This is a genomic window from Amycolatopsis sp. cmx-4-54 (assembly GCF_046548895.1).
Lineage (GTDB): Bacteria > Actinomycetota > Actinomycetes > Mycobacteriales > Pseudonocardiaceae > Amycolatopsis.
Genome location: NZ_JAEBEJ010000006.1, coordinates 112,278 through 133,563 on the forward strand (window position 1 = coordinate 112,278; position 21,286 = coordinate 133,563).

20 protein-coding genes and 1 riboswitch are annotated in these 21,286 nt (G+C 68.3%); of the genes, 15 read left to right on the top strand and 5 right to left on the bottom strand.

Annotated features, from left to right (window positions below; genetic code table 11):
- Window positions 1–119: 119 nt before the first annotated feature.
- Genes ACLJQ7_RS21060 through ACLJQ7_RS21075 form a run of 4 tightly spaced genes read right to left on the bottom strand, consistent with a single transcriptional unit; the run spans window position 120 to window position 2,448 of the window.
- Window positions 120–473, bottom strand: coding sequence for a DoxX family protein (locus tag ACLJQ7_RS21060; protein WP_410649918.1), 354 nt, complete (start codon window positions 471–473; stop codon window positions 120–122).
- Window positions 474–500: 27 nt separating this feature from the next.
- Window positions 501–1,190 (bottom strand): ABC transporter permease, encoded by a 690-nt coding sequence (locus ACLJQ7_RS21065; protein ID WP_410649919.1) that lies wholly within the window; start codon window positions 1,188–1,190, stop codon window positions 501–503.
- Window positions 1,187–2,074: an ABC transporter ATP-binding protein gene (locus ACLJQ7_RS21070; protein WP_410649920.1), complete on the bottom strand. Its 888-nt coding sequence runs from the start codon at window positions 2,072–2,074 to the stop codon at window positions 1,187–1,189. The genes ACLJQ7_RS21065 and ACLJQ7_RS21070 overlap by 4 nt, the downstream gene beginning before the upstream one ends.
- Complete coding sequence (locus tag ACLJQ7_RS21075) at window positions 2,071–2,448, bottom strand: GntR family transcriptional regulator (protein ID WP_034323460.1); 378 nt, start codon at window positions 2,446–2,448, stop codon at window positions 2,071–2,073. The genes ACLJQ7_RS21070 and ACLJQ7_RS21075 overlap by 4 nt, the downstream gene beginning before the upstream one ends.
- Before the next feature lie 162 nt (window positions 2,449–2,610).
- Between ACLJQ7_RS21075 and ACLJQ7_RS21080 the strand changes: the two genes are divergently transcribed.
- Together ACLJQ7_RS21080 and ACLJQ7_RS21085 are read left to right on the top strand one after the other, a co-directional pair.
- The gene (locus ACLJQ7_RS21080; RefSeq protein ID WP_034323457.1) at window positions 2,611–2,934 is read left to right on the top strand and encodes a PadR family transcriptional regulator; all 324 of its coding nucleotides are present in this window, start codon (window positions 2,611–2,613) and stop codon (window positions 2,932–2,934) included.
- Entirely contained in the window at window positions 2,931–4,175 is a 1,245-nt protein-coding gene (locus ACLJQ7_RS21085) for a DUF1700 domain-containing protein (RefSeq protein WP_410649921.1), read from the top strand. The genes ACLJQ7_RS21080 and ACLJQ7_RS21085 overlap by 4 nt, the downstream gene beginning before the upstream one ends.
- Before the next feature lie 202 nt (window positions 4,176–4,377).
- Here the strand turns inward: ACLJQ7_RS21085 and ACLJQ7_RS21090 are convergent, their stop codons facing one another.
- Window positions 4,378–4,902 carry a general stress protein gene (locus tag ACLJQ7_RS21090; RefSeq protein ID WP_125673321.1) on the bottom strand — a complete coding sequence of 175 codons (525 nt, stop codon included), beginning with the start codon at window positions 4,900–4,902 and terminating at the stop codon, window positions 4,378–4,380.
- Window positions 4,903–5,130: 228 nt separating this feature from the next.
- Here ACLJQ7_RS21090 and ACLJQ7_RS21095 point away from each other — a divergent pair, with 228 nt between their 5' ends.
- The 13 genes from ACLJQ7_RS21095 to ACLJQ7_RS21155 all read left to right on the top strand — a co-directional run bounded on the left by ACLJQ7_RS21095 (window position 5,131) and on the right by ACLJQ7_RS21155 (window position 21,210).
- Window positions 5,131–6,495 (top strand): glutamine synthetase family protein, encoded by a 1,365-nt coding sequence (locus ACLJQ7_RS21095; protein WP_410649922.1) that lies wholly within the window; start codon window positions 5,131–5,133, stop codon window positions 6,493–6,495.
- On the top strand, window positions 6,476–7,189 hold the full coding sequence (locus ACLJQ7_RS21100) for a gamma-glutamyl-gamma-aminobutyrate hydrolase family protein (protein WP_410649923.1): 714 nt from the start codon (window positions 6,476–6,478) through the stop codon (window positions 7,187–7,189). The genes ACLJQ7_RS21095 and ACLJQ7_RS21100 overlap by 20 nt, the downstream gene beginning before the upstream one ends.
- Before the next feature lie 32 nt (window positions 7,190–7,221).
- Window positions 7,222–8,589, top strand: a complete 1,368-nt coding sequence (locus ACLJQ7_RS21105; RefSeq protein WP_410650287.1) for an aldehyde dehydrogenase family protein — start codon at window positions 7,222–7,224, stop codon at window positions 8,587–8,589.
- A gap of 2 nt (window positions 8,590–8,591) precedes the next feature.
- Window positions 8,592–9,359 carry a 3-oxoacyl-ACP reductase gene (locus ACLJQ7_RS21110; RefSeq protein WP_410649924.1) on the top strand — a complete coding sequence of 256 codons (768 nt, stop codon included), beginning with the start codon at window positions 8,592–8,594 and terminating at the stop codon, window positions 9,357–9,359.
- A gap of 198 nt (window positions 9,360–9,557) precedes the next feature.
- Window positions 9,558–9,932 carry a hypothetical protein gene (locus tag ACLJQ7_RS21115; RefSeq protein ID WP_410649925.1) on the top strand — a complete coding sequence of 125 codons (375 nt, stop codon included), beginning with the start codon at window positions 9,558–9,560 and terminating at the stop codon, window positions 9,930–9,932.
- A gap of 167 nt (window positions 9,933–10,099) precedes the next feature.
- A riboswitch (glycine riboswitch) is annotated at window positions 10,100–10,193 on the top strand.
- A 142-nt stretch (window positions 10,194–10,335) separates the two neighbouring features.
- The gene (gene gcvP, locus ACLJQ7_RS21120; protein ID WP_410649926.1) at window positions 10,336–13,167 is read left to right on the top strand and encodes an aminomethyl-transferring glycine dehydrogenase; all 2,832 of its coding nucleotides are present in this window, start codon (window positions 10,336–10,338) and stop codon (window positions 13,165–13,167) included.
- 8 nt (window positions 13,168–13,175) lie between these two features.
- Complete coding sequence (gene gcvT, locus ACLJQ7_RS21125) at window positions 13,176–14,267, top strand: glycine cleavage system aminomethyltransferase GcvT (protein ID WP_410649927.1); 1,092 nt, start codon at window positions 13,176–13,178, stop codon at window positions 14,265–14,267.
- A 17-nt stretch (window positions 14,268–14,284) separates the two neighbouring features.
- On the top strand, window positions 14,285–14,662 hold the full coding sequence (gene gcvH, locus ACLJQ7_RS21130; RefSeq protein WP_016336369.1) for a glycine cleavage system protein GcvH: 378 nt from the start codon (window positions 14,285–14,287) through the stop codon (window positions 14,660–14,662).
- Between the two features lies 1 nt (window position 14,663).
- Complete coding sequence (gene glyA, locus ACLJQ7_RS21135) at window positions 14,664–15,932, top strand: serine hydroxymethyltransferase (protein ID WP_410649928.1); 1,269 nt, start codon at window positions 14,664–14,666, stop codon at window positions 15,930–15,932.
- On the top strand, window positions 15,929–16,930 hold the full coding sequence (gene lipA / locus ACLJQ7_RS21140; protein ID WP_410649929.1) for a lipoyl synthase: 1,002 nt from the start codon (window positions 15,929–15,931) through the stop codon (window positions 16,928–16,930). The genes glyA and lipA overlap by 4 nt, the downstream gene beginning before the upstream one ends.
- Before the next feature lie 16 nt (window positions 16,931–16,946).
- Entirely contained in the window at window positions 16,947–18,320 is a 1,374-nt protein-coding gene (locus tag ACLJQ7_RS21145) for an L-serine ammonia-lyase (protein ID WP_410649930.1), read from the top strand.
- An 88-nt stretch (window positions 18,321–18,408) separates the two neighbouring features.
- Window positions 18,409–19,131 (top strand): FadR/GntR family transcriptional regulator, encoded by a 723-nt coding sequence (locus ACLJQ7_RS21150; RefSeq protein WP_410649931.1) that lies wholly within the window; start codon window positions 18,409–18,411, stop codon window positions 19,129–19,131.
- A gap of 138 nt (window positions 19,132–19,269) precedes the next feature.
- A complete protein-coding gene (locus tag ACLJQ7_RS21155; protein ID WP_410649932.1) occupies window positions 19,270–21,210 on the top strand; it encodes a transglycosylase domain-containing protein in 1,941 nt (646 codons plus the stop codon).
- The last annotated feature ends 76 nt before the right edge of the window (window positions 21,211–21,286 follow it).

The window sequence follows — 21,286 nt, forward strand, 5'->3', positions numbered from 1 at the left end:
GTGGTGCCTGGCGGTGCGGGCGGATCGGCCTCGTGTCGGGTCGTACTCGGCCGCGTCCGCCCGTGCCGTCAGGGACCACTTGGGCGCGGAGACCGCGGGCAAGACTTGCCGGACACGGCCTAAGCGGAAACGATCGCGGTGATGGCGGCCGCAGCCGAGACCAGCGCGAGCCAGATCGGCGGGGCGACGTCCTTGATCCCGTCGCCCGCCCGCACGTGGAAGACCGCCGCGCCGATCAGCAACGCCATCAGGCCGATCGCCGCCGCGACCCCGAGCGGCCGCCAGAAGAACCCGGCCACCAGGCCCGCCGCTCCCGCGAGTTCGAGCGCGCCGATCCCCTGGATCTCCCGGACCGAGAAGCCGAGCCTCCCGGTCCGGGAGACCAACGCCTGCTGACGCAGGATCTTCGCCACCCCCAGCACGGCGAAGATCGCGGCCAGCAGTACCGACAGCACCACATGAGTCACGGCCATCACGGAACTCCTTGGTGTGGAATGGTTTCAGACCGTGACGCGGCGCATCGTGGCGAATCCGCCCACCCCCGCGAGGCAGACCAGCACGGCGAGCACCCCGCTCACGCCGCCGACGGTCAGCGTGCTGAAGAACGTGCCGACCTTCGGCCAGGAATCGGTCCAGCTGAGCAGCAGCACCCCGCCCAGCAGCACCAGGACCTGCGCGGCGCCGAAGAGGACGACACCCACCACCGCGGCGCGCCGGTAGATCAGGCCGTACCACATGCCGTAGACGAACATCAGCGTCAGGAACACGAACGACGTGAGCAGGGTCAGGTACCAGGGACCGTCGAGAAGCCACGGCACCCGGAAGTAGTTGAGGCCGAGCCCCCAGCCGCCGGTCGCCTCCTCGATCGCCTGGAACACGACGATCCCCACCGCGTACAGCGCGGACAGCCCGGCGACCAGCAGGATCGTGCCAAGGTAGTACGACCGTCGCGACACGCCCAGCGCGAGCCCGAACGGCAGCGACTTCGTCATGCTCAAGGCGCCACAGACGAGCATGAACACATACAGCGTGAACAGGCCGCCGGAGTAGTTCTCATCCGGTGTTTCGGGGAGCAGCGAGAAGATCGCGAGATTCACCCCGAAGGCGAAGAACGTGATGCCGACCGGGAGGACGACGTATTGGAGCCGGTCCACCAGGTGGTAGCGCGCGACGTTGATCAGGGTGTTCATGCGGACGCCTCCTCTGCGGTCTGTCCGGTGGAGGTGTGCACCATCAGTTGCTGCAAGGAAAGCGGCTCGAGTTTCAGGTGCAGGGCCTTGGCCTTCGCCTTCGAGGCGGCGTCGAGTGCGTCGGCGACGGTGACCGAAGCCCGCGAGCCGATCTTGCGGCGATGCAGCACCCGGCGCCCGGTGACGAAGTCGTCCACCGCGAGGGCGGGGCCCGAGACCGTGACGGCCGAGCCGCGCAGTTCGTCGGCCGCCGCGTCGAGGGCGACGCGGCCCTTGTCGATCATCACCACGTGCTCCAGCAGATCGGCCACTTCGTCGATCAGGTGCGTGGAGAGCAGGATCGTGCGCGGATGGGTCGAGTAGTCGTCGAGCAGCCGGTCGTAGAACAGCTGGCGCGCGACGGCGTCGAGGCCCGCGTACGGCTCGTCGAGCAGCGTGAGTTCCGCTCGCGCCGCGAGTCCGATCGTGATCGACAGCGCCGAGCGCATCCCTCGCGAGAGCTTCTTGATCGGGCGCTTCGTCGGCAGGTCGAAGTCGCGGAGCAGCGTGTCGGCGAGTTCCGCGTCCCAATTCGGATAGAACCACGAAGCGGCCGAAAGTGCGTGCCGCACCTTGAAATCCGGGAACTGCTGGTCTTCGCGGACGAGCACCAGGCGCTTCAGCACCCGCTCGTTCTCGACCGGGCTCTCACCGAACACGCGGACCGAGCCCGCGCTGGCGAACTCCTGCGCGGTGACGATGCGCAGGAAGGTGCTCTTGCCCGCGCCGTTGCGGCCCAGCAGGCCGGTGATCTTGCCTTCTTCGATGTCGACCGAGACATCGCCGAGCGCGAGATGGTCGCCGTAGCGCCGGGTCAGGCCGGTGGTCGAAATGGTCGGCGTCATGCGGCGGGTCCTCCGTTCCGGTGTCCGTTCCCGCGGATGAGCGAGATCAGGGTTTCGTCGTCGATGCCGAGGCGCCGCGCTTCGCTGAGCATCGGGTCGAGGTACTGCTCGGCGAACCGCTGCCGCCGGTCGGTGAGCAGCTTCTGCCGCGCACCGGCGGCGACGAACATGCCGATCCCGCGCCGTTTCTCCAGCAGGCCGTCATCGGCGAGCACGTTGATCCCCTTGGCCGCCGTCGCCGGATTGATCCGGTAGAAGGCGGCGAGTTCGTTGGTTGACGGCACGCGTTCCCCCTCGGCCAGGCTTCCCTCGGCGATGTCGTCGGCGATCTGTTCGGCGATCTGCACGAACAGTGGTGTTCCTTCGTCGAGCACGACACCTCCGTCCCAGTCTTCGTGCACCCGTGCGGGTGCGGTGGTTCATTACTGGACTAAGTAACCCATGAACCACCCGTTCGCCGCAAGTCGCTTCCGCCGTGCGCACTACTGTGCAATGCGTGGTACTTTCTGTCGCGTAAGACTGGGAGGGACGCGACTGTGGAGATCAGTCAGCTACTTAAAGGCGTGCTGGACCTCGCCGTTCTCGCGGTGCTTCGCGGAGAGGACGGCTACGGCTACGACGTACTCCGAAGACTTCGTATCGCGGGGTTGCAGGAGGTGGGCGACGCCTCGGTGTACGGGACGCTCCGGCGGCTGTACAAGGCAGGCCTGCTGACGTCCTACGTGGTGCCGAGCGAGGAAGGCCCGCACCGCAAGTACTACAGCCTCAACGAGCCGGGTCGCCAGCGGCTCGAAGAGTCGGGGCAGACCTGGCGGACTTTCGCCACGACGATGAACAGCCTGTTGGGAGAGGCAGCATGAGCACGCAGAATCCGACCGCCGTGCGGGTGTATCTGGCGAGGGTCAGGAGCGCGCTCGCCGACCTGCCCGAGAGCGAAGTCGAGGAAATCCTCGAAGACGTCCGGCCGCATCTCGCCGAGATGGAGGCGGAACTGGGGGACAATCCCAAGGTCGACGCCCTGATCGAGCGGCTGGGCAGTCCCGAAGGCTACGCCGCCGAGCTGCGGGCGTCCGGCGGCTACCCGCCGCGTCCGGCCGACGCGGGCGACAAGACCACCGTGCTGAAGGTGAAGACCGGGGTCGGCGGAGCGCGGTTCGCGTTGTGGGGCCTGGTGTTCTCGGTCGGGGGCTTCGCGCTGTTCGGCTTCGCCGCCGCGGTGTTGGTCCGGGTGGATCCGTTACTGGGCCTGCTTTTCGTCGCACCCGTGCTCGCGATCAGCGTCGCCTACGTGGTCCGGAAGGGGGTCGCCCCGATCGCGGAACTGCCCGAGGTGGTCAAGCTCCGCGAGATCGCGACCTCGTTCCAGAAGGACCGGAACAGCAAGGGGCTGAACTACTTCCGCACGCTCAAACCGGCGTGGTGGGTGCTGTGCGCGGCGGTGCTGGTCATCTTCGGCCTGCTGCTCGTGCTCCGCGATACCGAAGCCGTGCTGCTCCTTCCGCTGATGCTGCTGGCCGCCGTGGCGGTGGTCTGGGCGGGCCCGAAGCTGAAGGCCGACCGGCGGTTGCTGTGGCTGGCGGTGCCGATCTCGGCGTTCGTCATCGGCAGCATGCTCGGCGGTGCGGGCGCGGCGGTCGACCTGGTCGCGAAGCGGTCCTACAGCAACGGTTCCTACAACAGTCCCTACGCGCCGAACTACAACGACAACTACGGCAACCCGCAGCTGATGTACGGCAGCCAGGACGTGGAGAACATCTACGCGTTCGACGCCGAGGGCAAGCCGCTGACCGAGATCTACCTCTACGACGAAGAGGGGCGTCCGCTCAGCACGACCCGGTACGCCTGCGAACGGAGCACGGGCGAGAAGCGGAAGGTCGGTGACGACAACCGCTACCCGCGTCCGCGGCTCGACCGGGGAGTCCAGGACAACGACGGAAACCTCAACGGCTACAACGGTTCCCGCGGCTACTGTCTGGAAAGGACGGACGTGCCCTTCAGCGCGGCGATCCCGAAGGGCGCGCCGGTACCACCTTCCACGACCGCCCAGGCACCACCTTCTTCTGCGGCGCCACCGTCGAACTCCACCCAGCCGACGCGCTAGGTGGTCCGGGTGGAGGCGGCCGTCGGGGGCGCCTCCACCCGCGTTTCGTCCTCTGAATGCGGTAGTTGGGAGCACGAACTACCGCATTCAGAGGACGAAACGCGGATGCGGGGCGCACGCCACGGTCGGCCTGCATCGCCTGACCCCCGTAAAGCCGCGAGCCGGCACCTCGTGCTGAGGTACCGGCTCGCGTGGGGGAGGCTCAGTGGGTGAACGCGCTCCTGGCGGCCAGGTCGGCCAGCAGGGCGCGGCCCTTCTCGGCGTTGCGCGGCTGGGCCAGGACGTCGTAACGCCGGGCGACCAGCTGGCTCTGCGAGATGAACCCGCGCTTGTTCTTCGAAGCCGCGTACCCCAGTGCGCCGAAGAGCAGGTTGAACCCGATACCGCCGACGAGGCCGACGAGGATCGGCACCAGTCCGGCGCCCGGGTTCAGCAGGCTCAGCACGAGGCCGAGGAACATACCGAACATCGCGCCCGACAGCGCCGAGCTGGTGAGCACCTTGCTCCAGCCCATCCGTCCGGCGATCCGCTCGACCAGGACCGGCTCGACACCGACGATGGTGACGTCCGTGATCGGGAAGTCCGTTCCCGCGAGGTGGTCGACGGCACGCTGCGCTTCGGAGTACGACTCGTACGAGCCGATCGGCCACCCACTGGGCATCGTCGGGAGCTGAGCCCGCCCCTGGGGCTCGGTGAACGTGGTCTGCTGCGTGAATGCCTGTGTCATTCCTTCTCACCTCTCTTGATCCGTACAACGTCCCGGATGCGCGGATCTCCTCCCGGTGCGGCGGGATTCACAGCATCTTCTCAGCCGGGCATCGCAGACAATCCGCCCAGGGATCAACTACGGTGCGCAATGGGTAACGGATCAGACCATTGTCTGAGTTGACCGTGTCCGGCCGACCCGGTAGGAAGAAGCCGCAAAGGTACCGCTTCGAACCTTTAGGTGAGGCTGATGGCGAACAGGCGCGGCATGCTCACGCTGGATCGGCTCCGGGAACTGGTCGAGGACGGCACCGTCGACACGGTGCTGGTGGCGATCACCGACATGCAGGGCAGGTTGCAGGGCAAACGCTGCGCCGCCGAATACTTCCTCAACGAGGTCGTCGAGCACGCCACCGAAGCGTGCAACTACCTGCTCGCGGTCGACGTGGACATGAACACCGTCGACGGATACGCGATGTCGTCCTGGGAGACCGGCTACGGCGACTTCGTCATGCGCCCGGACTTCGGCACGCTGCGCCTGCTTCCGTGGCAGGAGGGCACCGCGCTCGTCCTCGCCGACCTCGAACGGGTGGAAGGCGGCGCCGTGGCCCCTTCGCCGCGCCAGATCCTGCGCGGTCAGCTCGACCGGCTCGCCGCACGCGGTCTCGCCGCGTACGTCGGCACCGAGCTGGAGTTCATCGTCTTCGACGACACCTTCGAGTCGGCCTGGGACAAGCGGTACCAGGACCTGCGCCCGGCCAACCAGTACAACGTCGACTACTCGATGCTCGGCACCGCGCGGATCGAGCCGCTGCTGCGGCGGATCCGCAACGACATGGGCGGAGCGGGCCTGTACGTCGAGTCGGCCAAGGGCGAGTGCAACCCCGGCCAGCACGAGATCGCGTTCCGCTACACCGACGCGCTGACCACCTGCGACAACCACAGCGTCTACAAGACCGGCTCGAAGGAGATCGCCGCGCAGGAGGGCAAGAGCCTCACGTTCATGGCGAAGTACAACGAACGCGAGGGCAACTCGTGCCACATCCACATCAGCCTGCGCTCCGCCGAGGGCGAGCCCGTCCTGGCGGGCGACGGTCCCGGCGGGTTCTCGCCGCTGATGGAGCACTTCCTCGCGGGCCAGCTCGCCGGGCTGCGTGAGCTGACCTATTTCTTCGCGCCGAACATCAACTCCTACAAGCGTTTCGTCCCCGGCAGCTTCGCGCCGACGGCCGTCGCGTGGGGCACCGACAACCGCACGTGCGCGCTCCGCGTCGTCGGGCACGGAGATTCGCTACGCACCGAGAACCGCGTCCCGGGCGGCGACGTCAACCCGTACCTCGCGGTGGCCGCGCTGATCGCGGCCGGGTTGCACGGCATCGAGAACGAACTGGAGCTGGAGCCGGAGTTCCAGGGCAACGCCTACGGTTCCGGCAAGCCGACGGTGCCGACGACCCTGCGGGAATCCGCGGACCTGCTGGACAAGAGCGAGCTCGCGAGGTCCGCGTTCGGGGACGAGGTCGTCGATCACTACCTGAACGCGGCGAAGGTCGAACTGACCGCGTACGACGCGGCCGTCACCGACTGGGAGAGGATCCGTGGCTTCGAACGTCTCTGAGCCCCTGATCGGGCTCACCTCCTATCTGGAACCCGCGAAGTTCCTCGTCTGGGAGACCGAAGCCGCGTTGTTGCACAGGGTCTACGTCGACGGGATCGTCGCGGCGGGCGGCGTTCCGGTCCTGCTGCCGCCGGTGAGCGGGGCACACGATCGGCTGGTGTCCGCCGTGGACGGACTTGTGCTGGCCGGCGGCGCCGACGTCGACCCGGCGCGCTACGGCCAGGAGCAGCACGCGACGACGTACACGAGGCCGAACCGCGACGCCTTCGAGTTCGGTGTGCTGCGGTCCGCTTTGGACAGTGGCAAACCGGTGCTGGGTGTGTGCCGCGGGCTGCAGGTGCTCAGTGTCGCGCTGGGCGGCACGCTCGCGCAGCACCTGCCGGACACTTTGGACAGTGCGGATCACCAGCCCGCGCCGGGGATCTTCGGCACCACTACGGTGAGGCTTGCCGAGGGCAGCCGCGTCGCGTCGATCCTCGGCGCCGAGACCAAGGTGCCGTGTTACCACCATCAGGCGATCGACAAGCTCGGCGACGGGCTGGTCCCGGTCGGCTGGGCCGCCGACGGGACCATCGAGGCTGCCGAACTGCCCGGCGACGGGTTCGTTCTCGGCATCCAATGGCATCCCGAACAGAATCCCGACGACATCAGGCTTTTCGAGGCGCTGGTGAAAGCTGCGAAGGAGACGAAGTGACCGGATTTGATGCCGCCTCCACGGGAGGGAGCATGTCGGCGGTGTTCGAGGTCATCAACCCCGCCACCGAAGAGGTGGTGCGGTCGGTCGAGCTGACCTCGGCCGAGGAGACCGACGCGGCGATCGCCCGCGCGCACGCGGCGTTCCCCGCCTGGCGAGCGGTGGCCCCCGGCGACCGGGCGCGGCTGCTGCGCCGGTTCGCCGACGCCGTCGACGCCGACATCGAGAACCTCGCCGCGCTGGAGGTCGCCAACGCCGGCCACACGATCGGCAACGCGCGCTGGGAAGCGGGCAACGTCCGCGACGTGCTGACTTACTACTCGGCTTCGCCCGAACGGCTGAGCGGCAAGCAGATCCCGGTGCCCGGCGGGGTGAACATGACGTTCCACGAACCGCTCGGCGTGGTCGGGGTGATCGTGCCGTGGAACTTCCCGATGCCCATCGCGGGCTGGGGGTTCGCGCCCGCGCTCGCCGCCGGGAACACCGTCGTGCTCAAACCCGCCGAACTCACCCCGCTGACCGCGATCCGCCTCGGCGAACTCGCCCGCGAGGCGGGGATCCCCGCAGACGTCTTCCAGGTGCTGCCCGGCAAGGGATCCGTGGTGGGGCAGCGATTCGTGGACCACCCGGCGGTGCGGAAGGTGGTGTTCACCGGCTCCACCGAGGTCGGCAAGCAGATCATGGCCGGCTGCGCCGCGCAGGTGAAGCGGGTGACGCTGGAACTCGGCGGCAAGAACGCGAACATCGTCTTCGCCGACGCCGACCTGGAGAAGGCCGCGGCCACCGCGCCGTACGGCGTCTTCGACAACGCCGGGCAGGACTGCTGCGCGCGGTCGCTGATCCTGGTGCAGTCGAGCGTGTACGAGAAGTTCATGGAGCTGCTGGAACCCGCGGTGAACGGCGTCGTCGTGGGGGATCCGCGGCTGGAAGTGACCGAGATGGGGCCGCTGATCTCCTCGGCGCACCACGCGAAGGTTTCGTCCTATGTGGACGACGCGGCGCCGGTCGCCTTCCGGGGCAACGCGCCCGTCGGCCCCGGATACTGGTTCGCGCCGACCGTGGTCACCCCGCCGGACCTGCGGCATCCGCTGGCGTCGGACGAGATCTTCGGCCCGGTCGTCGCCGTGGTCCCGTTCGACGGCGAGACGGACGCGGTGACCATGGCCAACCACACCGAGTACGGCCTGTCCGGCTCGATCTGGACCCGCGACGTCGGCCGCGCCTTTCGCGTCGCGCGCGGCGTCGAAGCCGGGAACCTTTCGGTGAACTCGCATTCGTCCGTCCGGTACTGGACGCCGTTCGGCGGGTTCAAGCAGTCGGGACTGGGCCGGGAACTCGGCCCGGACGCCGTCGATGCCTTCACCGAGACCAAAAACCTTTTTATCAGCACGGAGGATTAGGAATGGTTCAGCGTTTCGAAGGCCGCGTCGCGGTCATCACCGGCGGCAGCAGCGGCATCGGCCTCGCCACCGCGCGGCGGCTGGCGAGCGAGGGCGCGAAGGTCGTCATCGGCGACATCTCCGCCGAGGCGGGCAAAGCCGCCGCTGACGAGGTCGGCGGCCTGTTCGTGCAGGCCGACGTCACCGACGCCGAGCAGGTCGAAGCCCTGTTCCAGACCACTGTGGACACCTTTGGCTCGGTCGACGTCGCGTTCAACAACGCGGGTATCTCCCCGCCCGAGGACGACTCGATCCTCACCACGGGCATCGACGCGTGGGAGAAAGTGCAGAAGGTCAACCTGACCTCGGTGTACCTGTGCTGCAAGGCCGCCCTGCCGCATATGCGGCGGCAGGGCAAAGGTTCCATCGTCAACACGGCGTCGTTCGTCGCGGTGATGGGCGCGGCGACGTCGCAGATCTCCTACACCGCGTCCAAGGGCGGGGTGCTGGCGATGAGCCGGGAACTGGGCGTGCAGTTCGCGCGGGAGAACATCCGGGTGAACGCGCTGTGCCCGGGACCGGTGAACACGCCGTTGCTGAAGGAACTGTTCGCGAAGGACCCCGAGCGGGCCGCGCGGCGGCTGGTGCACGTGCCGGTCGGGCGGTTCGCGGAGCCCGAGGAGATCGCCGCGGCCGTCGCGTTCCTGGCGAGCGACGACGCCTCGTTCATCACGGCTTCGCAGTTCCTGGTGGACGGCGGCATCTCGGGCGCCTATGTGACCCCGCTCTGACGGCACGCATTCAGTGAGGGGTCAGTCAAAGCCGGCGCGTCGGTGCGCGGGCGTCGTGAGTGATAAGTGTCGTTCTAACGCTCCTTATCACTCACGACCCCCTCACTCGTCCCGGTGGCTGGGATGGCGGGCCGCTGACCTGCGCTGTAGTCCTGAGAGCGCGAAGCCAGCATCCAGGACCAGCCAGGAGGCCCCAGAATGACCCGGCAGATGAGTACCGCCATGCGTGACTGCATCGACCTGTGCAACGAGTGCCACGTCCGGTGCGAGAAGATGATGACGCGCTGCATGGAGATGGGCGGCGCGAAGCTCGGGATGATGATGGTGACCTGCGCGGACATGTCCCGCATGTCCGCCGACATGATGATGCGCTGCTCCGCCATGATCGCCGACCTCGAGATGATGCGCATGTGCGCGAAGATGTGCGGCCTCGCCTCCCAGATGATGCGCATGTGCGCCCAGGAGTGCGCCAAGACCGGTGACGCCGAGCTCGCCGACGCGGCCGACATGATGACGCGGTGCGCCGAGCTCTGCGGCACGATCACCGCCGAAATGATGATGGAGAACGCGTAACTCGCGTGATCAGACCCGTGACTCGCGTGATCGGAGGCGTAACTCACGAGTTACGCCTCCGATCACGCGAGTCACGGCTCCAAGCACGCAAGTGACGTGCTCGGCTGGAAGTAGACGCGCCTCGAAGACGCCAGGTACGGTGTGCGCACAACTTCAGACAGGGCCGTCGAGCTGGAGCGGGAGAGCCCCCACGAACGTGGTGGGGCACCGAAGGAGCAAACTCCCCGGAATCTCTCAGGTACCCACTACCGCTTCACGCGAGGCCACTCTGGAAAGCAGGCGCGCAAGTGCGTCTCACCCAAGGTGAAAGCCACCCTCAACGGTGGTGAAACTCTCAGGTGCCATGACAGAGGGGGAGTTCCCAGCGCACCGGTCTATCCGGCGCCTGACCCAAGGAGCTCCCTTGACCAGTACGTCCTTCGACGACCGGCACATCGGCCCCTCGGAGTCCGAGCAGGCCAAGATGCTCGCCGAGGTCGGCTACGGCAGTCTCGATGCCTTGGTGCAGGCCGCCGTGCCGTCCGCGATCCGGGTCACCCGCGACCTCGAACTTCCCCCCGCCGCGTCCGAAGAGGACGCCATCGCCGAGCTGCGCGCGCTCGCCGCGCTCAACAAGCCGATGACGCAGATGATCGGCCTCGGCTTCCACGACACGGTCACTCCGGCGGTCATCCGTCGCAACGTGCTGGAGAACCCGGCTTGGTACACGGCGTACACGCCGTATCAGCCGGAGATCTCGCAGGGCCGTCTCGAAGCCCTCCTCAACTTCCAGACCATGGTCTCCGAGCTGGCCGGTCTCACCACCGCGAACGCCTCCCTGCTCGACGAGTCCACCGCCGTCGCCGAGGCCGTCATGCTGATGCGCCGCGTGTCGAAGTCCAAGTCCAACAAGGTCGTCCTCGACGCCGAGTGCCTGCCGCAGACCATCGCCGTCGTCCGCACCCGTGCCGAGGCGATGGGCGTCGAGGTCGAGGTCCGTGACCTGCTCACCGGCCTGCCGGAGGAGTTCTTCGGCGTCGTCGTCCAGTACCCGGGCGCTTCCGGCGTGCTGCGCGGCGCGGGCTTCTACTCCGCCATCTCCGAGACCGCGAAGGCCGCCGGCGCGCTGTACACCGTCGCCGCCGACCTGCTCGCCCTCACGCTGATCACCGCGCCGGGTGAGTTCGGCGCCGACATCGCCGCCGGTTCCACCCAGCGCTTCGGTGTCCCGCTCGGATACGGCGGCCCGCACGCCGGGTACATGGCCGTCCGCGCCGGGCTCGAGCGCTCGCTGCCGGGCCGCCTCGTCGGTGTCTCGGTCGACGCCGACGGCAACCCCGCGTACCGCCTCGCCCTGCAGACGCGTGAGCAGCACATCCGCCGCGAGAAGGCGACGTCGAACATCTGCACCGCGCAGGTCCTGCCCGCCGTGCTCGCCGCGATGTACGCGGTCTACCACGGCCCCGACGGCCTCAAGCGCATCGCGACCCGGGTCCACGAACTCGCCGCCGGCCTGGCCGGCGCTCTCCGCGCCGGGGGCGTCGAGGTCGTCCACGAGGGCTTCTTCGACACCGTCCTCGCCCGCATGCCCGGGCAGGCCGAAGCGGTCGTCGCGGTCGCGCGCGAGAACGGGATCAACCTCGGCCTCCTCGACGCCGACCACGTCCGTATCGCCGTCGACGAGGTCACCACGTCCGCGATCATCGCCAAGGTGCTCAACGCGTTCGGCGTCGAAAACCAGGCCGAAAGCACTCAGGCGCTGCCCACCGGCCTCGACCGCGAGAGCGAGTACCTCACGCACGAGGTCTTCCATTCCCACCGCTCCGAGACCGCGATGCTGCGGTACCTGCGCAGCCTGTCCGACCTCGACTACGCGCTCGACCGCGGCATGATCCCGCTCGGCTCCTGCACGATGAAGCTCAACGCCACCACCGAGATGGAGCCGATCAGCTGGCGCGAGTTCGCGGGTATCCACCCGTTCGCCCCCGCTGACCAGGCCGAGGGCTACCACGTCCTCGTCGAGCAGCTGTCCGGCTGGCTGGCCGAGGTCACCGGCTACGACAAGGTGTCGCTGCAGCCGAACGCCGGCAGCCAGGGCGAGCTCGCCGGTCTGCTCGCGATCCGCGCGTACCACCACGCGAACGGTCAGCAGGAGCGCGAGGTCTGCCTGATCCCGTCGTCCGCCCACGGCACGAACGCCGCCTCCGCGGTCATGGCCGGGATGCGCGTCGTCGTGGTCAAGTGCACCGCCGAGGGCAACGTCGACCTCGACGACCTGCGCGCCAAGGTCGAGGCCAACCGCGACACGCTGTCCGCGATCATGGTGACGTACCCGTCCACGCACGGCGTGTACGAGCACGGCATCGACGAGCTGGCCAAGATCGTCCACGACGCGGGCGGTCAGGTCTATGTCGACGGCGCGAACCTCAACGCGCTGCTGGGGCTGGCGAAGCCGGGTGAGTTCGGAGGCGACGTCTCGCACCTGAACCTGCACAAGACCTTCTGCATCCCGCACGGTGGCGGCGGCCCCGGCGTGGGCCCGGTCGCGGTCCGCGCGCACCTCGCGCCGTACCTGCCCAACCACCCGATGCTGGAGAAGGCCGGTCCCGCGACCGGCGTCGGCCCGATCAGCGCCGCCCCGTACGGCTCGGCCTCGATCCTGCCGATCTCGTGGGCGTACGTCCGCATGATGGGCGCGGGCGGGCTCACCGCCGCGACGCAGGTCGCGGTCCTCGCCGCGAACTACGTGGCCAAGCGCCTCAACCAGCACTACCCGGTGCTGTACACCGGCCAGGACGACCTGGTCGCGCACGAGTGCATCCTCGACCTCCGCGGGCTCACCAAGGAGACCGGCGTCAGCGTCGACGACGTCGCGAAGCGCCTGATCGACTACGGCTTCCACGCCCCGACCATGTCGTTCCCGGTCGCGGGCACGCTGATGGTCGAGCCGACCGAATCCGAGGACCTCGGCGAGATCGACCGCTTCATCGCGGCGATGATCGCCATCCGCGCGGAGATCGACGCCGTCGCGCAGGGCAAGTGGACCGCGGACAACAGCCCGCTGCGCAACGCCCCGCACACCGCCGAGACCCTGGTCGGAGACTGGGACCTGCCCTACGACCGCGAACTGGCGGTGTACCCCGCCGGAGTGAATCGCAAGGCCAAGTACTGGCCTCCGGTGCGCCGCATCGACGGTGCGCGCGGGGACCGTAACCTCGTCTGCTCCTGCCCGCCGCTCAACGCCTACGAGAACTGAGGCACTTGATGTCGAAAGAGACGTCCCTGCACGGAGTCCACAAAGGACTGGGTGCGCTGTTCACCGATTTCGCGGGCTGGTCGATGCCGATCCGCTATTCCAGCGAACTGGCGGAGCACAAGGCCGTCCGCGAGACCGCGGGCCTGTTCGACCTCTCCCATATGGCCGAGATCGAGGTGACCGGCCCGCAGGCCGCCGACACACTCGACTTCGCGCTGGTCGGCAACCTGTCCGGCGTGAAGCCGGGCCGGGCGCGCTACACGATGATCTGCGACGAGAACGGCGGCGTGCTGGACGACCTGGTCGTCTACCGCCTCGCCGACGAGAAGTTCCTGGTCGTGGCCAACGCGGGCAACGCCGCCGTGGTCGCGGAGGCGCTGGCCGAGCGGGTCTCGGGTTTCGACGCGGTCGTCGAGAACAAGTCCGAGGACGTCGCGCTGATCGCCGTCCAGGGTCCGAAGGCCGTCGAGATCCTCGGCGCCGTCACCGACGCCGACCTGGGCGCGCTCAAGTACTACGCGAGCGTCCCGGCCGTCGTGAAGGGTCACGACGTCCTGCTCGCCCGCACCGGATACACCGGCGAGGACGGCTTCGAGCTGTACGTCCCGGCCGGTGAGGCTCCCGCCGTCTGGCGCATCCTGACCGACGCGGGCGAGCCGCACGGCCTGCTCCCGGCCGGTCTCGCCTGCCGTGACACCCTGCGCCTCGAAGCGGGAATGCCGTTGTACGGCAACGAACTCAGCCTCCAGCTGAGCCCGTTCGAAGCCGGCCTCGGCCGCGTGGTCAAATTCGAGAAGCCGGGTGACTTCGTGGGCAAGGCCGCGCTCGAGGAACTGTCCAAGAAGGACGTTCCCCGGGTGCGCGTCGGGCTCAAGGGCTCCGGCCGCCGCGCCCCGCGCCACGGCTACACCGTCCTGGCGGGCGAGAACGAGATCGGCGAGGTCACCAGCGGTGCCCTGTCGCCGACTCTGGGTTACCCGATCGCCATGGCTTACGTGGACCGGGAGCACTCCGAGCCCGGCACCGAGCTTTCCGTCGACATCCGGGGCCGTATCGAGCCCGTCGAGGTCGTCGCCCTGCCCTTCTACTCCCGCGCCTGAAAGGCCCTTTCGCAACCATGAGCATCCCCCAGGACCTGAAGTACACGAAGGAACACGAGTGGCTGAACGTCGCCGACGGCGTCGCCACCGTTGGCATCACCGCCTTCGCCGCCGAATCGCTCGGTGACATCGTGTTCGTCCAGCTTCCCTCGGTCGGCGACACCGTCACCGCGGGCGAGGTGTTCGGCGAGGTCGAGTCGACCAAATCGGTCAGCGAGCTGTACGCGCCCGTGGACGGCGAGGTCGTCGAGGTGAACGAGGCCACAACGGACACCCCCGAGCTCATCAACTCGGACCCGTACGCCGAAGGATGGCTCCTGAAGGTGCGTCTTTCCGGCGACGTGCCCGCCCTGCTCGACGCCCAGGCGTACGCCGTCCTGACCCAGGAGAACTGAGATGTTCAACGCCGCCCTGTCCGAAGTGGACCCCGAGGTCGCCACCGCCGTCGCGGCCGAACTCGACCGGCAGCAGTCGACCCTGGAGATGATCGCCTCGGAGAACTTCGCCCCGGTGGGCGTGCTCGAGGCGCAGGGTTCGGTGCTGACCAACAAGTACGCCGAGGGCTACCCCGGCCGCCGCTACTACGGCGGTTGCGAGCACGTCGACGTCATCGAGCAGCTGGCGATCGACCGCGCGAAGGCCCTGTTCGGTGCCGAGCACGCCAACGTCCAGCCGCATTCGGGCGCGCAGGCCAACGCCGCCGCCATGGTCGCGGTGCTCAACCCCGGTGACACCATCCTCGGTCTCGATCTCGCGCACGGCGGGCATCTGACCCACGGGATGAAGATCAACTTCTCCGGCAAGCTCTACAACGTCGTCGCCTACCACGTCGACAAGGAGACCGGGATCGTCGACGTCGAGGAGATCGAGCGCCTCGCCAAGGAGCACAAGCCGAAGCTGATCATCGCCGGCTGGTCGGCGTACCCGCGTCAGCTCGACTTCGCCGAGTTCCGCCGCATCGCCGACGAGGTCGGCGCGAAGGTCATGGTCGACATGGCGCACTTCGCCGGTCTCGTCGCCGCGGGCCTGCACCCGAGCCCGGTGCCGTACGCGGACATCGTCACCACGACCACGCACAAGACCCTCGGCGGCCCGCGCGGCGGCATCATCCTGTGCCGCCAGGAACTCGCCAAGAAGATCAACTCGGCGGTGTTCCCCGGTCAGCAGGGCGGACCGCTGGAGCACGTCATCGCCGCGAAGGCCGTCGCGCTCAAGATCGCCGCGAGCGAGGAGTTCCGCGAGCGTCAGCTGCGCGTGCTCGAAGGCGCGAAGATCCTGGCCGACCGCCTTTCGCGCACGGACTGCACCGAAGCCGGTGTCCGCGTGCTGACCGGCGGCACCGACGTGCACCTGGTGCTGGTCGATCTGGTCAACTCCACTTTGGACGGTCAGCAGGCCGAGGACCGGCTGCACTCGGTCGGTATCACGGTCAACCGCAACGCCGTCCCGTTCGACCCGCGTCCGCCGATGGTCACCTCCGGCCTGCGGATCGGCACCCCGGCACTCGCGACCCGCGGCTTCGGCGCCGAGGACTTCGCCGAGGTGGCCGACATCATCGCCGAGGCGCTGCGCCCGGACTTCGACGAGGCCCTGCGCCAGTCGCTGGCCGCCCGGGTCGAACTCCTGGCCAAGAAGCACCCGCTGTACGCGGACCTCAACCGATGAGCGCGGTCCCCGAGGGGCGCAAACTTCTCCGGCTCGAGGTCCGCAACGCGCAGACCCCGATCGAGAAGAAGCCGTCGTGGATCAAGACGCGCGCGCGGATGGGTCCGGAGTTCACCGAGCTCAAGGGGCTGGTCAAGCGTGAAGGCCTGCACACCGTGTGTGAGGAGGCCGGCTGTCCCAACATCTATGAGTGTTGGGAAGATCGTGAGGCGACGTTCCTGATCGGTGGGGATCAGTGCACGCGGCGGTGTGATTTCTGTCAGATCGATACGGGTAAGCCGGCCGAGCTGGATCGGACTGAGCCGCGCAAGGTGGCGGAGTCGGTGCAGGCGATGGGTTTGCGTTATTCGACGGTGACCGGTGTCGCGCGTGATGATCTGGATGACGGCGGCGCGTGGTTGTACGCGGAGACGGTGCGGCAGATCCATGCGCTGAATCCGGGTACGGGTGTGGAGTTGCTGATCCCGGATTTCAACGCGGATCCGGAGCAGTTGGCCGAGGTGTTCGGTTCGCGGCCTGAGGTGTTGGCGCACAACGTGGAGACGGTGCCGCGGATTTTCAAGCGGATCCGGCCGGGTTTCCGGTATGCGCGGTCGCTGGAGGTCATCACCCGTGCTCGTGAGGCGGGTCTGGTGACGAAGTCGAATTTGATCCTGGGTATGGGCGAGACGCCGGAGGAGGTGGCTCCGGCGATGAAGGACCTGGTCGAGGCGGGCTGCGAAATCCTGACGATCACCCAGTATCTGCGGCCGTCGCCGAGGCATCACCCGGTGGGCCGGTGGGTCAAGCCGGAGGAGTTCGTCGAGCATTCGAACGCCGCCGAGGCCATGGGCTTCGCTGGTGTGATGGCCGGGCCGCTCGTACGCTCGTCGTATCGGGCCGGGCGTCTGTTCGCGCAGACGAAGGCCCACCGCGGCGAAGAGCTGTCGGAGAACTTGGCCCATCTCGCCGCCGAAGGGCCCGCGGCCCAAGAAGCCAGCTCCTTGCTGGCCAGATAGGAAGGAGGGCAGATCAATGGCGATCAGCGTCTTCGACCTGTTTTCGATCGGGATCGGCCCCTCCAGCTCTCATACGGTGGGCCCGATGCGTGCCGCACTGACCTTTGTGGACGGTCTCGCTGAAGACGGCGACCTGACGGCCACGACCCGCGTCCAGAGTGAGCTTTTCGGCTCGCTGGGCGCGACCGGGTTCGGGCACGGCAGCGACAAGGCCGTGCTGCTCGGGCTGTCCGGGGAGCGTCCGGAGGAGATCGACACCGACACGGTGCCGGGCAAGATCGCGGAGATCCGCGAATCCTGCCTGCTGAAGCTGCGCGGTGAACACGAGATCGTGTTCACCGAGGACGACGACCTGACCATGCACCGGCGGAAGTCGTTGCCCGCGCATCCGAACGGGATGATCTTCCGCGCGTTCGACGCCGACGGAAGGGTGCTGCGCGAGCGGACCTACTACTCCGTCGGCGGTGGGTTCGTCCGTGACGAGTCCTACGAGACCGACACTGTCGTCGTCGAAGACTCGACTCGGCTGGAGTTCCCGTTCCGTACCGGCGCGGATCTGCTGGCGCACTGCGAGAACACCGGGCTGCCGATCAGCGAGATCATGCTGCGCAACGAGCTTTCGTGGCGTACGCGTGAGGAGGTCCGCGAGGGTCTGCTGGAGATCTGGCAGGTCATGGTGGAGTGCGTGCGCAACGGTTGCGAGCACGAGGGTGTCCTGCCGGGCGGGTTGAAGGTGCCGCGCCGCGCGAAGGCGTTGCACGAAAAGCTGCTCGCCGAGGACGGCGTCGGCGACCCGCTGTACGCGATGGACTGGGTGAGCCTGTACGCGCTGGCGGTCAACGAGGAGAACGCGGCGGGCGGTCGTGTCGTGACCGCGCCGACCAACGGCGCGGCGGGGATCATCCCGGCCGTCCTGCACTACTACCAGCGGTTCATCCGGGGCTCGTCGGACGACGGCATCGTGACGTTCATGCTCACCGCGGGCGCGATCGGCTCGATCCTCAAGCAGACGGGCTCGATCTCGGGTGCCGAGGTCGGCTGTCAGGGCGAGGTCGGTTCGGCCAGCGCCATGGCCGCCGCCGGGCTCACCGAGGTCCTCGGCGGTTCGCCCGCGCAGGTGGAGAACGCCGCCGAGATCGGCGTCGAGCACCACCTGGGGCTGACCTGCGACCCGGTCGGCGGGCTGGTGCAGATCCCGTGCATCGAGCGCAACGCCGTCGGCGCGTCGAAGGCGATCCACGCGGCGCGGATGGCGATGCGCGGCGATGGTTCGCACATCGTGACGCTGGACAAGGCGATCAAGACCATGCGTGAGACCGGCGCCGACATGAGCGTGAAGTACAAGGAGACCTCGCGCGGCGGCCTCGCCGTGAACGTCATCGAATGCTGACCCCTCGCGTTTAGTCCTCTGGATGCGGTAGTTGCACACGCAAGTACCGCATCCAGAGGACGAATTGCGGGCGGCCTAAACTCGGAGGGTGGAGTCGAGCACGGTCGCGAACGCGGGTGACGCGCTGTTCCGCCCGGTGCGCGCGGGCAACGCCTTCGAGGAGACCGTCGAAAGGCTGCTCCAGGCGATCCGGCTGGGTGTGGTGGGCGCGGGCGAGCGGCTGCCTTCGGAACGCGAGCTCGCCGAGCGGCTCGGGGTCAGCCGGGTGACGCTGCGCGAGGCCATCCGCGCGCTGTCCGACGCGGGTTACGTCGAGTCGCGGCGCGGTCGGTACGGCGGCACGTTCGTCAACGACGTCCTGCCCGACCCGCCCGCCGCGGACGGGCGGAAGGTCGACCACGCCACCCTGGAGGACGCGCTCGGCCTGCGGCACGTCCTGGAGACCGGCGCCGCCGAGATGGCGGCGTCACGTTCGCTCAGCCCGGCCGACCGGCAGCATCTGACCAGCACGCTCGCCGAGGCGGCCGCGGCCGACGTCGGCGACTACCGGCGCAAGGATTCGCGGCTGCACCTGGCGATCGCCGAGGTCACCGCGTCCGGCTCGCTGACCACGGCGATGGCCGACGCGCGGATGCGGGTCAACCAGCTGCTCGACATGATCCCGCTGCTCGAACCCAATCTGGAGCACTCCAACGCCCAGCACGAGGCCATCGTCGACGCGATCCTCGCCGGCGACGCCGAGGCGGCGCGCCGAGCGATGGCGGAGCACGTCGAAGGGACGGCTTCGCTGCTTCGCGCGTTCTTGGCCTGACCCTCCATCCCTTCGTCCTCTGAATGCGGTAGCTGGCGACACGAACTACCGCATTCAGAGGACGAAACGAGGTAGGGGGCAGGCGCGATTCGGTGATTTTCCCACAACCTTTTCACTCGTTCGGGCGTCTAACCTGGCGTGGAGAACCCGGATGAGGCAGACGCACCCGAGTCGGAGACCACGGCCACTTCCGAGCCGGAGGGAAAGAAGCGCAGGTGGCGAAGGATCGCCGCCTGGACGCTCGGCCTGCTCATCGGCATCCCCGTCGTCGCGTTCGGGCTCGCGTACGTCCTGCTCGACGTCCGCAGCCCGCAAGAGGTGCTCGCCGACCTCGACAAGACCGTCGTCCTGCAGAACGCCGACGGTTCCGAACTGCTCAAGGTGGTCCCGCCCGGCGGCGACCGGCTGTTCGTGCCGTACGACGCCGTCCCCGCGAAACTGCGCGACGCGATCGTCGCGACCGAGGACCCGACCTTCTGGGACAACGAGGGCTTCGACCTCACCGGGCTCGGCCGCGCGCTGGTGACCGGCGTCGGCGGTGGTTCGGGGATCACCCAGCAGTACATCAAGAAATCCACCGGCAACGAGGACGCCACCCTCACCCGCAAGTTCTCCGAGCTGGTGCTCGCCACGAAGATCACCCAGCAGCAGACCAAGAAGGAGATCTTCTCCAGCTACGTCAACATCATCTCGTTCGGCCGAGGCACCTACGGCCCGGCGTCGGCGATGAACGCCTATTTCGGCCGCAAGCTCGACGACTCGATGACCTGGAGCGAGGCGGCCTTCCTCGCGGGCATGATCCAGTCGCCGTCGGTGCACGACCCGTACGCCTCCAGCCACGAGCACGCGAGGAAACGCTGGTCCTACGTGGTGAACAAGCTGGTCGCGCGCGGCTACGTCAGCCAGGCCGAAGCGGTCGCCATGACCTACCCGGAGGACGCGATCCAGGCGCCGTCGGAGACTCGGGCCGGTCGGGTGACCTACGAGCAGTACCACATCAAACAGCAGGTTCTCGCCGAACTGGAGCAGGTCGGCTACCCGCTCGACCGGCTCCGCGGCGGCGCGATGCGGGTCGAGACGACCATCGATCCGCGAGCGCAGGCCGAGGCCGAGAAGACGGTCAAGGAGCGGTTGCGGGGACAGCCGGAGCACTTCCGGGCGTCGCTGGTCGCCGTCGAACCCGGGACCGGCGCCATCCGCGCCTACAACGGCGGTGGGTGGAGCGTGCACGACTACGCCGGCACCCCGTACGGCACCGGCTCGGCGTTCCAGCCGTTCATCCTCGCCGCCGGGCTCGACCGGGGGGTGAACGTGGACGAACCGCTGAAGGCGCCCGCGAAGGTCGACTTCCTCGGCGAGACCTTCACGTTCCAGGACGAGTGCGGCGAAACCGGGAAATGCACGCTTCGCGAGGCGATGGGGCGGGGTGCGCCGGGCCCGTTCGTCGACCTGGCGAAGAAACTCGGCGCGGAAGCGGTCCGCGAGGGCGCCCGCGCGGCCGGGATCCCCGAGACCGTCGACGGCGCGGTGACGTTGCGGGAGAAGGACGGGTTCCTGATCGGCCCGGGGATCGCGGTCGGCCGTTATCCCTTGCGCCCCAGCGACATGGCCGGCGCCTACGCGACCTTCGCCGCCGGCGGCCTGCGCGCCACTCCGCATCTGGTGTCGAAGATCCGGGACGAGACCGGCGAAATCGTGTGGGAACGGCCGTCGGACAGGTCACCCGCGTTCAAGGGTGACGAGGCGCTGAGCCGCCGGATCGCCGGCACGATGAGCCAGGTGCTGGCCACCGGCCTGAAGGATCGCCCGGCGGCGTTGAAGACCGGCGACTTCCAGTACAACGAGACGGACGACAACGCCGGCGGCTGGGCGGTCGGGTACACGCCGCAGCTCGCGACCGCGGTCTGGGCCGGCTCCGACGAGCCGCGCCGGATGCGGGACGCCGCCGGGGAGAAACTGACCGGCGGGACGATCCCGGCCGAGATATGGCAGCGCTTCATGAACGGCTTCCACCAGGGACTGCCGGTGCGGTGGCCGGAGGGCTCCGGTCCGCGACCTGCCACGACGGCGCCGCGGTGAGGCGTCGGTCCACCGTGCGCCCAGGCGGCTCTTTCGCGTGATCAGGAGGACGACACGTGTGATCAGACGGACGACA

What these genes read in the sequence shown, in the direction of transcription:
- ACLJQ7_RS21065 (WP_410649919.1), bottom strand. Translation starts at nt 1,190, where the DNA reads ATGAACACCCTGATCAACGTCGCGCGCTACCACCTGGTGGACCGGCTC.
- ACLJQ7_RS21060 (WP_410649918.1), bottom strand. Translation starts at nt 473, where the DNA reads ATGGCCGTGACTCATGTGGTGCTGTCGGTACTGCTGGCCGCGATCTTC.
- ACLJQ7_RS21090 (WP_125673321.1), bottom strand. Translation starts at nt 4,902, where the DNA reads ATGACACAGGCATTCACGCAGCAGACCACGTTCACCGAGCCCCAGGGG.
- ACLJQ7_RS21070 (WP_410649920.1), bottom strand. Translation starts at nt 2,074, where the DNA reads ATGACGCCGACCATTTCGACCACCGGCCTGACCCGGCGCTACGGCGAC.
- glyA (WP_410649928.1), top strand. Translation starts at nt 14,664, where the DNA reads ATGTTCAACGCCGCCCTGTCCGAAGTGGACCCCGAGGTCGCCACCGCC.
- ACLJQ7_RS21145 (WP_410649930.1), top strand. Translation starts at nt 16,947, where the DNA reads ATGGCGATCAGCGTCTTCGACCTGTTTTCGATCGGGATCGGCCCCTCC.
- gcvT (WP_410649927.1), top strand. Translation starts at nt 13,176, where the DNA reads ATGTCGAAAGAGACGTCCCTGCACGGAGTCCACAAAGGACTGGGTGCG.
- ACLJQ7_RS21105 (WP_410650287.1), top strand. Translation starts at nt 7,222, where the DNA reads ATGTCGGCGGTGTTCGAGGTCATCAACCCCGCCACCGAAGAGGTGGTG.
- gcvH (WP_016336369.1), top strand. Translation starts at nt 14,285, where the DNA reads ATGAGCATCCCCCAGGACCTGAAGTACACGAAGGAACACGAGTGGCTG.
- ACLJQ7_RS21110 (WP_410649924.1), top strand. Translation starts at nt 8,592, where the DNA reads ATGGTTCAGCGTTTCGAAGGCCGCGTCGCGGTCATCACCGGCGGCAGC.
- ACLJQ7_RS21115 (WP_410649925.1), top strand. Translation starts at nt 9,558, where the DNA reads ATGACCCGGCAGATGAGTACCGCCATGCGTGACTGCATCGACCTGTGC.
- lipA (WP_410649929.1), top strand. Translation starts at nt 15,929, where the DNA reads ATGAGCGCGGTCCCCGAGGGGCGCAAACTTCTCCGGCTCGAGGTCCGC.
- ACLJQ7_RS21095 (WP_410649922.1), top strand. Translation starts at nt 5,131, where the DNA reads ATGGCGAACAGGCGCGGCATGCTCACGCTGGATCGGCTCCGGGAACTG.
- ACLJQ7_RS21085 (WP_410649921.1), top strand. Translation starts at nt 2,931, where the DNA reads ATGAGCACGCAGAATCCGACCGCCGTGCGGGTGTATCTGGCGAGGGTC.